This window comes from Spiroplasma endosymbiont of Polydrusus pterygomalis, assembly GCF_964030635.1.
Taxonomy (GTDB): Bacteria; Bacillota_I; Bacilli_A; order Mycoplasmatales; family Mycoplasmataceae; genus Spiroplasma.
In genome coordinates this window covers 380,780-394,018 of record NZ_OZ034909.1, presented here as the reverse complement: position 1 = coordinate 394,018, position 13,239 = coordinate 380,780, and the positions used below count along the sequence as shown (strand labels likewise).

The following is a 13,239-nucleotide window of genomic DNA, read 5'->3' as shown; positions in this document are numbered from 1 at the left end:
TTCTATTAACTTATCAAATAATAGTACTAATACTTCGATTAAGATTTTTAGCTATTTCACTAATTTTTATTTTAAACTTCAATTGATTCTCAATATAAATTCTTTCATCTATGCCAAGATGTTTATATCCCATATAAAAAATCCTTGCTTTATTTTTTATAAAATAAACTTAGCATCATAAAATTTTTATATGAGATTTTTTGCAATTTTATTTACTTGCACTTACAAGTATAATTCAGCATTTTATAGAAATATTCTTAATAAGAAAAACCAGTATCGCAATAAGTCTAATGATATAACAATATTCGAATTCACGGTAGTTTAAATTATTTAACACCCGTTGAATTTAGAAAACAACAGTCCATATAAAAAGTGTCCTAAAAAGGGTTGCCAATCCAATTTTAATTATAAACTGTTCAAACAAAAAAAATAAACTCATAAGATCTTTAATTTTGTCGAAAAATCTTGATATTTTAATAAAACCTTGATTTTATTGGGTTTTTGATAAAATGTATTTTTTTGCAAATCTCTATATTTTATAAGGTTTTTTACTTTATCAAGAGTTTTAGACAAAATTAAAGCATAAGATTAATGAGTTTATTTTCCTTTTATTCAAAAGTAACATTTAATTTGTAATTTGGAACGTATGTCATTTCAGATGCTAAAGCATCAGAGATAGCCAAAATTTTTGAACCTGGTTTAGCACTAACAATTGCTCCTGCTCCATTTTTTGTAAAAGTTACTGAAATTTCATCATATCAAATTGCTTTATATTGATCAGCAAATTCTTTTCCTAATAATTTAGTAACAAGTTCATAACGAAGTTCATCTTCATTTTCTTTTGTATAAGTCTTATCTAATTTAACGGCAATTTCTTTCGTTCCTGTTGGATCTACATTATTTTGATTTAAAAACTTACGCAGTGTTGTATAAATTTTAAAATTAGCTGATAGTGTCGATAAATTAATAATACCTTCAACTTCAGTCTTGATTTGTAATGTTCCTTCTCCGTTTTCATTAATTTCTAACTTAATTCCGCCTTTCACAATTGCATTAAACATTGCTGTAAACATTGCTGTTTTATATAAATTAGCAAAACGATTTCGATCCCCAACAAATTCCATAATAGCTGCTGTCATGGACACTTTCCCATCTGTTGGTTTATTTTGATATTCTGCCCAAAGTTTCTCATTAATATAAATATCCCCTATGTTACTCAAAGGGAACGCCTCTGGAAATGTAATTGGCTCATCAACAATTTCAACTGCTGATCCAGTAAAGTTACCATCAACTTTTGGGGTAATTATTCATTGTTGAGTATTATCTTGATCAAATTTTACATCAACATCGTCAAAAGTAAAATTTGTTCCATTTAAATTATTAACAGCCATTAATAATTCTGCTGCTCCTAATTTTACCTTAACGTTATTTTTTTGTTCACCATTCTCATATGGTAGTGAAGTAAAAGTAATAATTTTACTAATATCATTTGTGGATCATTTTAAATTGATTTCTTTTGTTAAAAAAGAAGGGTTTGGTGCATCCGGCATAAAACGAATTGTTGCTATTTTCATACCTGGTGCTAAGTCAACATCCAAGTTATCAACATTATAACCTTGTTTCTTTAAATTTGCTTTAATAGCTGCAATAGTTGGAACCCCAGTACCTTCATCTCCTTTATCAATGTTATGACACGCTGTAATTGTTCTAGCAATTGGGGCTGTTAGTGCAAAAGATGTTAAAATCATCATTAATTTTTTCATTATTTTATTCTCCTTTAATTTTATTTTAATAAATTTTTTTAATTTTGTTTTAATTTTGTCGAAAAATCTTTATATTTTAATAAAACCTTGATTTTATTGGGTTTTTGATAAAATGTATTTCTTGCAAATATCTATATTTTATAAAGGTTTTTGACTTTATCAAGATTTTTCTACAAAATTCAAAGAAGTTTTCTTGCAATCTCCAAAATGTGTGTGGTATATAGTAGACTGCACCCAAAAAAGTAAGTATTAATAAAAAGGTTTACAAACTTTTATTTATTATATCTTTTTCTTTTTGGTTTGAATATCATTTATTTCATTTTTTAACATCATTAATATATTCATTATGAGATTTATAATTTTTATTATGGATTGTTCCTTTTTTAAGTAATGAATGAAAACTTTCAATAATAATGTTGTCTGCACAATGATAATTTTTACCCATTGAAATTATAATTTTGTTATCTAAACATTTACTATTATAATCTTTAGATGTATATTGATATCCGTGATCTGAATGAATTATTGTTTTATTTAGATCTTTTTTTATTTTTTTAATTTTATTAATTGCAGCATTTAAATTATCAATTACAAGTTTGTTATTATTAAATTTTGATCATTTTACATCAATAATTTCTTTAGTATATCCATCAATTATTGTTGATTGATAATGTTTTTTACCATTTAAAATTAAATAAGTTACATCAGTAAATAAAATTGAAAATATTTCTTTAATATCATTAAAATTACGATTTACTAAATCAGGATATTTAATTATATTTTTATTTGCTGAATTATACTTGTAAGTGCAAGTAAATAAAATTGCAAAAAATCCCATATAAAAATTTTATGATGCTAAGTTTATTTTAGAAAAAATAAAGCAAGGATTTTTTATATGGGATATAAACATCTTGGCATAGATGAAAGAATTTATATTGAGAATCAATTGAAGTTTAAAATAAAAATTAGTGAAATAGCTAAAAATCTTAATCGAAGTATTAGTACTATTATTCGAGAAGTTAATAGAAATAAAGATAATAATCATTATTTTTCATTAATTGCACAAAATAAAGCAGAAAATAGAAAACAATCACATATTTATTTTCATAAGTTTAAAAATAGAGAATTAGTAAAATATGTACAACAAAAATTATTATTAGGTTGATCACCCGAACAAATTTATGGCAGAATTAAAAATTTTCATAAAGAATGAATTATTAGTTTTAAAACAATTTACAATTGAATTTATTCTGGATTACTTGAAAAAGTTACTAATAAAAATTTAAGAAGAAAAGGTAAGAAACGAAAATATCAAGAAAATCGGGGTAAATTTAATGGTAAATCAATTAAATAACGAAATGCTAATGTTAATAATCGCGTAACTCTTGGTCATTGAGAAGGTGATACCGTAGTATCATCACGAGGTAAAAGTAAATCATGTTTAATAACTTTAGTTGAAAGAACATCAAGATTTACTTTAGCAATATTAGTTGAAAATAGAACTACTAAAGTTATTAACGAAAATATTAGCCATTATTTATCAATTCTGCCAAATAATCTTGTTAAGACTATAACATTTGATCGTGGTAAAGAATTTGCTAATTGACAACAACTTGAAAAAAATTTAAATGTGAAAATTTATTTTGCTAATGCATATTCACCCTGACAAAGAGGTACTAATGAAAATACTAATGGTTTAATTAGAGAAAAATTTCCTAAAAAATTTAATTTTTCAAATACTACTAAAAATGCAGTTCATAAATTTATATTGTCTTTAAACCAAAGACCAAGAAAAATACTAAATTATCTTTCGCCAATCGAATATTTGGTTAGAAAAATAATTTAGTTGCACTTAACTTTACAATTTGGCATTTCTATTTTGTTTTATTAATATTTTTCTACGCATACGCTTTACATATTCAGCTTGAATATTATTTTCTTTCATAATTCGTAATACTTTCTTAGCATTATAAACAATGCCATAATCTTCTTTTAAATATTTGGTAATTCGACGATAACCAAATTGTTTTAAATTTTCTTCATAGACTTTTACAATATTCTTTAATGGTTCACTATCCTTACCATTACTTGAATAATTTTTATATTTATCTCAATAACTACGCTTTAAATTTGTTACATCAAGTAATAAATTTAGTGGATATTTATTAATGTTTTATTTGATAAAAAATACAATTTTTCTTTTATTTAATTGTAAAAGTCATGAAGCTTTTTTAGTAATTCATACCTAACTTTGTAATAGTTTAAATCTCTTTTTTCAAATGATTCTTTTGGACCTTTATTGGTGTTTAAAATTCCTTTCTTAAAATTTTCATACCATGAAGCAACAGTTTTTTTATTAATTGCATATTTTTTTGCAATAAAACTTATACTATTATTTTTAACCTCTTGTCCTATCCTTTTTCGAAAATCTGCTGTATATTTATTAAATTTTTGTCCTTTTCTTGCCATATAAAAATGCACCTCCTTTAAAAGTTTAGCAAAGACTTTTTTTCTTTACTTACTTTTTTGGGTGCAGTCTACTTTTTTTATTCAATTACAAAACCATTAAATCAAATTACGTTATTTCATACTGACCGGGGTAATGAATTTAAAAATAAAATCATTGATAATATCTTAAGTACTTTTAACATCAAACGATCATTAAGCAATAAAGGCTGTCCATACGATAATGCTGTGGCTGAAACAACTTACAAAAGTTTTAAAACGGAATTTATCAAGGGGCAAAAATTTATAAATTTAACCCAATTAAAATACAAATTATTTGACTTTGAGCATTGATATAACAATATTCGAATTCACGGTAGTTTAAATTATTTAACACCTGTTGAATTTAGAAAACAACAGTCCATATAAAAAGTGTCCTAAAAAGGGTTGCCAATCCATTAACAGGAATAAAACAAAATACTTTTAATAAAATGTTAGATATTTTAAAAGAAGCCGAGTTAAAAAAATTTAAAAAAGGCGGAAAAGATAATAAATTATCATTAGAAAATCGTTTATTAATGACTTTATCATATTGAAGAGAATACCGCACTTATTTTCATCTTGGCAAAAGTTTTGGCATTAGTGAGAGTAATTGTTATCGTAATATCAAATGAATTGAAAACACTTTAATTAAACACCCTGACTTTCAACAACTTGATGAGCAAAAAACATTAATAAATAAATATTTTAATGATAAAACAATTATTATTGATGCAACCGAAATAGCAATCCAACGCCCAGAAAAAGACAAAAAAAATACTATTCCGGAAAAAAGAAAAAGCATACTATCAAAACACAAATAATCCTCGAAAAAGAAAGCAAAACTATTATTGCAACAAATTTTGCTTGTGGTAAAATCGATGATTTTTGTTTATTTAAAGAATCAAAAATACCACTTTTAAAAGCTAGCAAAGTAATAGTTGATACAGGTTATCAAGGCTTGCAAAAAATGCATCGGAATGTTTTGATTCCGCATAAAAAAACAAAGCAAAAACCTTTAAATAACGAATAAAAACAGCATAATAAACTAATTTCACAAATGAGAATCGTTATTGAAAATGTTTTTCTATCCTTAAAAAATTTAAAATTATTACTGAAAAATATCGCAATCGTAGAAAAAGATTTGCTTTAAGATTTAATTTAATTGCTTCAATCTATAATTTTCAATTGTTATTATAAATAAGACAAGAAGTTGAATGAAAATTAACTTTAAATAATAAAATCATTTTTTGTTGTGCCAAAATAATGCATCTCTTAAAGGCTATAAGAATTAAATTAATAAGAAGTATAAATTCCTATTTGTATTTTTTCTTTATGAATTAATTTGCAATGATTATCATAGTATCGCAAGAAGTCTAATGAATAAAATTAATACCAACAAAACAAATGACACTTTCATATTTTGTTGAAAATGGTTATGAACTTTTTTTGACTCTTCCTAATTTTCTTGATTTTGAGCCAATCCTTAATCAATTATATTTAGTTAATGATTTTGGTTTATTTTTAAGGTAATTATCAATAAATTTCAATAATTATTTAAAAGTTATTTTTGTTTCTTGATGACTATTAATAATTAAGGTTAATTGAAAATCAGAAATTTTATTTTATAAATAAGTATTTAAGGTAGCTTTTTCGTGATCATTAAGCGGTTGTTGTAAAATTTCATTTACTTGGTCAAATAAAATCTTTTTCTCAACATTTAACTGTAAGTTTTCAAGTGAAATAATAATTTTATTAAAAATTGGTGATAAATCCATTTCCAAAACATCTTTTTTCATCTTAATATCAATGAAATCATCTTGTTTCAACTGATCTCTTTAATTTTGTATAAAACTCTTAATAAAGTCAAAAACCCTTATAAAATATAGATATTTGCAAGAAATAAATTTTATCAAAAACCCAATAAAATCATGATTTTATTAAAATGTCAAGAGTTTTCGACAAAATTAAAAACTGATCTAACATTTGTTTTGATTGTGCTTCGGTAAAATTAGAATGATTTGAAATCTCTAACGGCGTAATAAACCTTTTATCAGAAGAAGAACAGTTCATAATCAACATGATTAACACTAACTGTTCTTCTTCTTATAAAAGGTTTATTAATTTATAATGACTTAACAAAAAGCGTCACTTATTAATACTGCCTTTGTTAAATAAACTATTTAACATAACAATTAAATCTTTCCTAATTGTTAATTAGTTTTAATGCATCTTTTAATTGTTTAGCTGGTTTAAATTTAGCTGCTTTAGAAGCTGGAATCTTGATTGTTTCCCCCGTTGCTGGATTTCTTCCATCTCTTGTTGCTCTTTTATTTACAACAAATTTACCAAATCCTGCAATTGATACTTCATCTTCTTTTACTAAAGTTTCTTTAATTTTATCAAAAATAAAATTTGTAATTTCTTCAGCACATGATTTTGATAAATCAGTAAATTGTCCTGCAATTTGTTCTGCTAGTTCTTTTTTTGACATAATTACACCTCTTCTAATAAACCTTTTATAAATTTAGGTTTATATTATCTTACCCAATTTTCCAGAAAATGTATACCTTTTTAGCCAAAAACATTACTTTCAGCAAGTTTTCTAACTAGACTGCACCCAAAAAAGTAAGTAAAGAAAAAAAGTCTTTGCTAAAATTTTAAAGGAGGTGCATTTTTATATGGCAAGAAAAGGACAAAAATTTAATAAATATACAGCAGATTTTCGAAAAATGATAGGACAAGAGGTTAAAAATAATAGTATAAGTTTTATTGCAAAAAAATATGCAATTAATAAGAAAACTGTTGCTTCATGGTATGAAAATTTTAAGAAAGGAATTTTAAACACCAATAAAGGTCCAAAAGAAAAAAGAGGAAAAAGAGATTTAAACTATTACAAAGTTAGGTATGAATTACTAAAAAAGCTTCATGACTTTTACAATTAAATAAAAGAAAAATTGTATTTTTTATCAAAGAAAACCTTAATAAATATCCACTAAATTTATTGCTTGATATAACAGATTTAAAGCGTAGTTATTGAGATAAATATAAAAATTATTCAAGTAATGGTAAGGATAGTGAACCATTAAAGAATATTGTAAAAGTCTATGAAGAAAATTTAAAACAATTTGGTTATCGTCGAATTACCAAATATTTAAAAGAAGATTATGGTATTGTTTATAATGCTAAGAAAGTATTACGAATTATGAAAGAAAATAATATTCAAGCTGAATATGTAAAGCGTATGCGTAGAAAAATATTAATAAAACAAAATAGAAATAAAAATATCATTAAATATCCTGATTTAGTAAATCGTAATTTTAATGATATTAAAGAAAGATTTTCAATTTTATTTACTGATGTAACTTATTTAATTTGAAATGGTAAAAAACATTATCAATCAACAATAATTGATGGATATACTAAAGAAATTATTGATGTAAAATGATCAAAATTTAATAATAACAAACTTGTAATTGATAATTTAAATGCTGCAATTAATAAAATTAAAAAAATAAAAAAAGATCTAAATAAAACAATAATTCATTCAGATCACGGATATCAATATACATCTAAAGATTATAATAGTAAATGTTTAGATAACAAAATTATAATTTCAATGGGTAAAAATTATCATTGTGCAGACAACATTATTATTGAAAGTTTTCATTCATTACTTAAAAAAGGAACAATCCATAATAAAAATTATAAATCTCATAATGAATATATTAATGATGTTAAAAAATGAAATAAATGATATTCAAACCAAAAAGAAAAAGATATAATAAATAAAAGTTTGTAAACCTTTTTATTAATACTTACTTTTTTGGGTGCAGTCTATATTTCTTGCAATAATATCTAATAACTTAACAGGACTCATTGGCGTTACTGTTACAATTAAACGGGATTTTTTTTCAACAACAACATATAAATCCCCTTTTAAATCATTTAATTTAATATATAAATTCTGGGTTGTTTCAATTCGTTCAGAAGAATTATCAATCATTTTAATAATTTTTTCTTTAATAATTCAATCATTTTCATTTTTAAAAATTGGAATTCGTTGCCGAATTCGTTGTAAACAATGAAAAGAAAAATTTAAATGATGTTTATAATAATAACCCATTCCGATCCACCTACTTTGTAATTATTATACATAATATTTAAAAAAATATTTCCTTTAATTTTGTCGAAAACTCTTGATAAAATAAAAAAAATCATCAATATGACAATTTGAAAACGAATTTGATGGAAGATTATTATTGTTCTTTAACTTTTTTAGATGTTAAAATATAATACCGTTGCTTGTTGGTTTGGTGTTAAACCTTTGTGTTGGTATTTTCATTTTCAGAGATTTAAATAATTTTGAATGTTAGTAAAACCTAAACCATGATAATGAATTAAGGCTTCTTTAAGACTTGCTTGTAATTTACTAATTTTATTTAATTTTCGATAACTGGCATCAGTATTTGCCCTAGTTTTAGTGGCATATAAAGTAGAACTTGTTTGTTTTGCTACTAATAAATATAATGATTGCATATCAGAAATAATAATGGAATTTTTGTTAATTAATTTTGTATTCATATTTTCAATAATTCACTGTTTTTGTAATCGTTTGGTATTAGTGGATTGAACAAAAATATTATTATTATTATCAACCGCCATTTGAATACAACATTTACTGTTAGTGGAAAATGGATCAAGATGAGTTTTTCGTTTATCAAATTTATCTTTAAAATTACCTTTATGGATTTCTTTAATAAATGTTTCATCGATTTGTATTTGGCCATTTAATTTTTTAAATTTTAATTGAGTATTTTATAATTGTTTTGATTGCATTAATTTTTGACGATTATATCAAGCTGTTTTGGGTGTTGTTTTAATAAAACGGGAAATTACTTTACTAGATTGTCCTAGCAATGAAATTTGAATTAATAAATTTCATTGTTCATAATTTAAATGACTTCAATAAGTAAAATGGCATCGTGTACGATGAACCTCCAAAAAACAACTCTTGTTAAATAAAAAGGGTTGTTTTTTTATTTGTAAACCCATAATTATTAATTAATTCAGAGAAAGGGCAGCATCTTAAATTATTAAAATAGAAACTTTTTATCGCAACTTTTTCATTAACTTAAAGTTGTTTACACATTTATTAAATATCTTATAAATATTTACAAAGTGTACCTTTTTTTCTCCAATTTTAAGGTGTTGTCCTTTCTCTGTTTTAGTTAATTAATTTGGCTAATAAATGAAAAAACTTAATATTAAAGGAAGGAGTAAGTAATGGAAATTAATACGCAACAAACAATCTGTGATGTTGATAATTGCTATAAATCAATATCATTCATTACCGAAGAATTTTTATCAAATAAAGTTTTATGAACTTTTGAAAAACATAAAGATTTATTAAATCGTACAAAAGATAAAAAACAAACGCGGTTTTATAAAAAATTAGAAAATTCAAAAATTATCTTTGATTGAGAAACTGGTTCTTTTAAACTTTGATTTTATAAAACAACTTAATGTAGTGTGGGACGGTTATTTTAAATAACTAAGTGCTTCCATAAGAACATGAGTTTAAGCTCATTCCCACACCCAGCCGAGGCAAGTACTGAAATAGTGTATGAGGAAATATGTAAATCGGCGCTGGTTTATTAGAACTAAGCGATAGTCGTAATAAGTGCAAGGTCAACATCGAACGACAATAAAAATAGAGATGGCCACTTTATAAATAAATTTGCGATAGATATTGTCCCATCGAGGATGGCAGCGGTTCTACAAACCACAACGCCAGCACCAGGCTCTTCAAGGTGCAAGTGAATTTATTTTAAAAACTGAACGTTTTGACTTGAAATAGTGCGGATGAAGAGATAATTCTCTGGCGTAAACAATAAAAAAAACTGTCTATTATCTAATAATAAATAAATATTAAATATATTATCGCCACCGCTCACCCCCAGTGAAGCGGATGGCGTAGTAAATAAATAGATAAATACTTATATAACTAATTATCGCTTTGACACTTTCACTTGGGAGTGAGTGCCAGCGAATTAAAAATAGGAGGAAATATAATGACAGAATATAAAAGTTTGTATATTAATAAAACTTGAAGTGAAATAACAACATCATTTGATTGAGTGAATTGTCAACCTGTTAATTGTCGTATTTCTCATCATAAAAATAATTATGATTTACAATGTTTAGAATGAGCAAAAATGTATTTAAATTTATGTGAAGATAAATGAGATGTTATTGCTTCTTATATGCAACATTACAAAATTAACGATATTTTAGATTTAGCATCAGATGGTTGAAAAATATTACAAATTGAGAAAAAAATAAAACAAATAATTTAGAAGGTTTATATTAAAAAGTTAAATAAAATTTGTCTTAAACAAAGATATTGAGGTTATTGTTTTCATAAAGAATGCAATAAAGAAAATAAATTTAATGAATTAATGCTTAAAAGTTATTCAGTATCACAAGAATATATTACTGATGAACATTGAGCATTAAACAATAAAAATAATTAGGAGGAATAAGAAAATGTCATATTGTATTAGTGATTACTTAAATGAAAAATGAATTAATAATAACGCATTAAAAATTAGTAATAAAGATATTATTTATGCACAAATTGATAGTGACTATGATAAGAGTTGAGAATTAAATTTATATCTTAAATTTGGTAATGAAGAGCGACATGTAGGTAATATTTCATTGCCAAAAGATTTTGATTTAAATTTAAAATGATATGAAATTGATGAGGTTAAAGGTTTAATAGATGATTATTTAGAAGATGAAGAAGCAGACTACGAAGTGATAAATTATGAATAATATGTGAAAAGATGAAAGTGGTTATGTTTATAGTGAAGAAGATTTATTTAATATCGCATTAGAAGAATGTTATTCAGAAGAGACTGCTTACGAATATATTGATAATTTAATAAGTGAAATGGATTTGGAGGAAATTTAATTATGGCAGATTTAAAGTTAAATAATCAAATTAAAAATATTACCTATCCATTTTATTTAAAAGGTAATTATTTTAAAGAATTAAGTTTAAAAGCATTACCAATTAAAAATTGAATTGATAATCATGGTCAAGAATTAGCAGAGTTTATCTATCGTCATCTTAATCATTATGCATTAAATGGTTATCAAGATATACATTTAAAAGATATACCCAGTGCTATTAGTAAAATTGATTTTGTTTTTAGAGAACCATTAGAATTAATAAAAGATTTTAAAGATGAAGTAAATCGAATTATAGTTAACATTATTAATTTAGAAAAAGTACTTCAAAATAATAAAATTGAAATTAAAAATAGCCTAATACAAGTTCAATACTTAAAACAACAACAGTTTATTCAAACTAAAAAACAAGAACAAGAAAATAGGGTTGAATATGCTAATAACTTAACGCCTGATATGGGGTTAGACTAGACTGCACCCAAAAAAGTAAGTAAAGAAAAAAAAGTCTTTGCTAAACTTTTAAAGGAGGTGCATTTTTATATGGCAAGAAAAGGACAAAAATTTAATAAATATACAGCAGATTTTCGAAAAAGGATAGGACAAGAGGTTAAAAATAATAGTATAAGTTTTATTGCAAAAAAATATGCAATTAATAAAAAAACTGTTGCTTCATGGTATGAAAATTTTAAGAAAGGGATTTTAAACACCAATAAAGGTCCAAAAGAATCATTTAAAAAAAGAGATTTAAACTATTACAAAGTTAGGTATGAATTACTAAAAAAGCTTCATGACTTTTACAATTAAATAAAAGAAAAATTGTATTTTTTATCAAAGAAAACATTAATAAATATCCACTAAATTTATTACTTGATGTAACAGATTTAAAGCGTAGTTATTGAGATAAATATAAAAATTATTCAAGTACTGGTAAGGATAGCGAATCATTAAAGAATATTGTAAAAGTCTATGAAGAAAATTTAAAACAATTTGGTTATCGTCGAATTACCAAATATTTAAAAGAAGATTATGGCATTGTTTATAACGCTAAGAAAGTATTACGAATTATGAAAGAAAATAATATTCAAGCTGAATATGTAAAGCGTATGCGTAGAAAAATATTAATAAAACAAAATAGAAATAAAAATATAATTAAATATCCTGATTTAGTAAATCGTAATTTTAATGATATTAAAGAAAGATTTTCAATTTTATTTACTGATGTAACTTATTTAATTTGAAATGGTAAAAAACATTATCAATCAACAATAATTGATGGATATACTAAAGAAATTATTGATGTAAAATGATCAAAATTTAATAATAACAAACTTGTAATTGATAATTTAAATGCTGCAATTAATAAAATTAAAAAAATAAAAAAAGATCTAAATAAAACAATAATTCATTCAGATCACGGATATCAATATACATCTAAAGATTATAATAGTAAATGTTTAGATAACAAAATTATAATTTCAATGGGTAAAAATTATCATTGTGCAGACAACATTATTATTGAAAGTTTTCATTCATTACTTAAAAAAGGAACAATCCATAATAAAAATTATAAATCTCATAATGAATATATTAATGATGTTAAAAAATGAAATAAATGATATTCAAACCAAAAAGAAAAAGATATAATAAATAAAAGTTTGTAAACCTTTTTATTAATACTTACTAAACGGGGTGCAGTCTAGACATGGACCAAATTGAAGATGAACAAGTTCGTTTTATGGAAGATGTAGCAAAAATAGAACAAGATTTAGAAAAAACTACTAGTAAATTTCGGAAAGAAAAAATATTAATTAAAGATATTGATATTTTGGGTGTTAATGATGATTTTTTACAAAATGCTGATAAATTAGAACTTATTAATTTAATTAAAAATTATTTAATTGTTGATGAACAAATTGTTAAAAACGAAATTAAAAAACAATGAGATAGTAATAAAAACATTAATACTATTGGTGTTAATGGAATTAAATTCAAAATAAATAAAGGAGAGAAATAA

The 13,239-nt window shown here is 23.8% G+C and carries 23 protein-coding genes and 3 pseudogenes; 16 read left to right on the top strand and 10 right to left on the bottom strand.

The features are described from left to right. Positions 1-10: 10 nt before the first annotated feature. Complete coding sequence (locus tag ACQH23_RS02550) at positions 11-133, bottom strand: helix-turn-helix domain-containing protein (RefSeq protein WP_425378800.1); 123 nt, start codon at positions 131-133, stop codon at positions 11-13. Positions 134-303: 170 nt separating this feature from the next. Between ACQH23_RS02550 and ACQH23_RS02545 the strand changes: the two genes are divergently transcribed. After that, positions 304-369: a hypothetical protein gene (locus ACQH23_RS02545; protein WP_425379293.1), complete on the top strand. Its 66-nt coding sequence runs from the start codon at positions 304-306 to the stop codon at positions 367-369. 239 nt (positions 370-608) lie between these two features. Here ACQH23_RS02545 and ACQH23_RS02540 read toward each other — a convergent pair whose 3' ends face one another. Further along, positions 609-1,763 carry a hypothetical protein gene (locus tag ACQH23_RS02540; protein WP_425378799.1) on the bottom strand — a complete coding sequence of 385 codons (1,155 nt, stop codon included), beginning with the start codon at positions 1,761-1,763 and terminating at the stop codon, positions 609-611. A gap of 262 nt (positions 1,764-2,025) precedes the next feature. After that, positions 2,026-2,601 carry a transposase gene (locus ACQH23_RS02535; RefSeq protein WP_425378798.1) on the bottom strand — a complete coding sequence of 192 codons (576 nt, stop codon included), beginning with the start codon at positions 2,599-2,601 and terminating at the stop codon, positions 2,026-2,028. A gap of 57 nt (positions 2,602-2,658) precedes the next feature. Between ACQH23_RS02535 and ACQH23_RS02530 the strand changes: the two genes are divergently transcribed. Continuing rightward, the gene (locus ACQH23_RS02530) at positions 2,659-3,117 is read left to right on the top strand and encodes an IS30 family transposase (RefSeq protein ID WP_425378797.1); all 459 of its coding nucleotides are present in this window, start codon (positions 2,659-2,661) and stop codon (positions 3,115-3,117) included. 87 nt (positions 3,118-3,204) lie between these two features. Beyond that, positions 3,205-3,609 (top strand): IS30 family transposase, encoded by a 405-nt coding sequence (locus tag ACQH23_RS02525; protein WP_425379292.1) that lies wholly within the window; start codon positions 3,205-3,207, stop codon positions 3,607-3,609. A gap of 12 nt (positions 3,610-3,621) precedes the next feature. On the opposite strand, the gene ACQH23_RS02520 is transcribed toward ACQH23_RS02525, so the two are convergent. Further along, positions 3,622-3,771, bottom strand: a complete 150-nt coding sequence (locus tag ACQH23_RS02520) for an IS3 family transposase (RefSeq protein ID WP_425379291.1) — start codon at positions 3,769-3,771, stop codon at positions 3,622-3,624. Positions 3,772-3,968: 197 nt separating this feature from the next. Beyond that, positions 3,969-4,232 (bottom strand): hypothetical protein, encoded by a 264-nt coding sequence (locus ACQH23_RS02515; protein WP_425377654.1) that lies wholly within the window; start codon positions 4,230-4,232, stop codon positions 3,969-3,971. A gap of 75 nt (positions 4,233-4,307) precedes the next feature. Here ACQH23_RS02515 and ACQH23_RS02510 point away from each other — a divergent pair. Further along, positions 4,308-4,637, top strand: a pseudogene (locus ACQH23_RS02510) (IS3 family transposase); the annotation flags it as partial. Beyond that, positions 4,634-5,447: pseudogene (locus ACQH23_RS02505) on the top strand (IS5 family transposase). The pseudogenes ACQH23_RS02510 and ACQH23_RS02505, both read left to right, overlap by 4 nt. A 425-nt stretch (positions 5,448-5,872) precedes the next feature. Here the strand turns inward: ACQH23_RS02505 and ACQH23_RS02500 are convergent. Both ACQH23_RS02500 and ACQH23_RS02495 read right to left on the bottom strand, forming a co-directional pair. Then, a complete protein-coding gene (locus ACQH23_RS02500; protein WP_425378796.1) occupies positions 5,873-6,076 on the bottom strand; it encodes a hypothetical protein in 204 nt (67 codons plus the stop codon). A gap of 377 nt (positions 6,077-6,453) precedes the next feature. Continuing rightward, entirely contained in the window at positions 6,454-6,741 is a 288-nt protein-coding gene (locus ACQH23_RS02495) for an HU family DNA-binding protein (RefSeq protein ID WP_425378795.1), read from the bottom strand. Positions 6,742-6,928: 187 nt separating this feature from the next. Between ACQH23_RS02495 and ACQH23_RS02490 the strand changes: the two genes are divergently transcribed. Together ACQH23_RS02490 and ACQH23_RS02485 are read left to right on the top strand one after the other, a co-directional pair. Continuing rightward, a complete protein-coding gene (locus tag ACQH23_RS02490) occupies positions 6,929-7,192 on the top strand; it encodes a transposase family protein (RefSeq protein ID WP_425377916.1) in 264 nt (87 codons plus the stop codon). A 59-nt stretch (positions 7,193-7,251) separates the two neighbouring features. Further along, complete coding sequence (locus tag ACQH23_RS02485) at positions 7,252-8,049, top strand: IS3 family transposase (protein WP_425378794.1); 798 nt, start codon at positions 7,252-7,254, stop codon at positions 8,047-8,049. 9 nt (positions 8,050-8,058) lie between these two features. Here ACQH23_RS02485 and ACQH23_RS02480 read toward each other — a convergent pair whose 3' ends face one another. The 3 genes from ACQH23_RS02480 to ACQH23_RS02470 all read right to left on the bottom strand — a co-directional run bounded on the left by ACQH23_RS02480 (position 8,059) and on the right by ACQH23_RS02470 (position 9,302). Further along, entirely contained in the window at positions 8,059-8,373 is a 315-nt protein-coding gene (locus tag ACQH23_RS02480; RefSeq protein WP_425378793.1) for a hypothetical protein, read from the bottom strand. A 152-nt stretch (positions 8,374-8,525) separates the two neighbouring features. Continuing rightward, positions 8,526-8,999 carry a hypothetical protein gene (locus tag ACQH23_RS02475; RefSeq protein WP_425379290.1) on the bottom strand — a complete coding sequence of 158 codons (474 nt, stop codon included), beginning with the start codon at positions 8,997-8,999 and terminating at the stop codon, positions 8,526-8,528. Between the two features lie 66 nt (positions 9,000-9,065). Further along, positions 9,066-9,302 carry a hypothetical protein gene (locus tag ACQH23_RS02470; protein WP_425378792.1) on the bottom strand — a complete coding sequence of 79 codons (237 nt, stop codon included), beginning with the start codon at positions 9,300-9,302 and terminating at the stop codon, positions 9,066-9,068. A gap of 231 nt (positions 9,303-9,533) precedes the next feature. Here ACQH23_RS02470 and ACQH23_RS02465 point away from each other — a divergent pair, with 231 nt between their 5' ends. The 9 genes and pseudogenes from ACQH23_RS02465 to ACQH23_RS02425 all read left to right on the top strand — a co-directional run bounded on the left by ACQH23_RS02465 (position 9,534) and on the right by ACQH23_RS02425 (position 13,239). Then, positions 9,534-9,773: a hypothetical protein gene (locus ACQH23_RS02465; RefSeq protein ID WP_425378791.1), complete on the top strand. Its 240-nt coding sequence runs from the start codon at positions 9,534-9,536 to the stop codon at positions 9,771-9,773. A gap of 512 nt (positions 9,774-10,285) precedes the next feature. Beyond that, positions 10,286-10,606, top strand: coding sequence for a hypothetical protein (locus ACQH23_RS02460; protein ID WP_425378790.1), 321 nt, complete (start codon positions 10,286-10,288; stop codon positions 10,604-10,606). Between the two features lie 190 nt (positions 10,607-10,796). Further along, positions 10,797-11,087: a hypothetical protein gene (locus ACQH23_RS02455; RefSeq protein ID WP_425377946.1), complete on the top strand. Its 291-nt coding sequence runs from the start codon at positions 10,797-10,799 to the stop codon at positions 11,085-11,087. Then, a complete protein-coding gene (locus ACQH23_RS02450; RefSeq protein WP_425377993.1) occupies positions 11,080-11,226 on the top strand; it encodes a hypothetical protein in 147 nt (48 codons plus the stop codon). The genes ACQH23_RS02455 and ACQH23_RS02450 overlap by 8 nt, the downstream gene beginning before the upstream one ends. Positions 11,227-11,228: 2 nt before the next feature. Then, positions 11,229-11,696: a hypothetical protein gene (locus tag ACQH23_RS02445; protein WP_425378789.1), complete on the top strand. Its 468-nt coding sequence runs from the start codon at positions 11,229-11,231 to the stop codon at positions 11,694-11,696. 69 nt (positions 11,697-11,765) lie between these two features. Beyond that, positions 11,766-12,029: a hypothetical protein gene (locus tag ACQH23_RS02440; RefSeq protein WP_425377850.1), complete on the top strand. Its 264-nt coding sequence runs from the start codon at positions 11,766-11,768 to the stop codon at positions 12,027-12,029. Then, a pseudogene (locus ACQH23_RS02435) lies at positions 11,996-12,268 on the top strand (hypothetical protein); the annotation flags it as partial. The gene ACQH23_RS02440 and the pseudogene ACQH23_RS02435, both read left to right, overlap by 34 nt. A gap of 21 nt (positions 12,269-12,289) precedes the next feature. Then, positions 12,290-12,886: a DDE-type integrase/transposase/recombinase gene (locus ACQH23_RS02430; RefSeq protein WP_425377849.1), complete on the top strand. Its 597-nt coding sequence runs from the start codon at positions 12,290-12,292 to the stop codon at positions 12,884-12,886. Between the two features lie 41 nt (positions 12,887-12,927). Then, complete coding sequence (locus ACQH23_RS02425) at positions 12,928-13,239, top strand: hypothetical protein (protein ID WP_425378788.1); 312 nt, start codon at positions 12,928-12,930, stop codon at positions 13,237-13,239.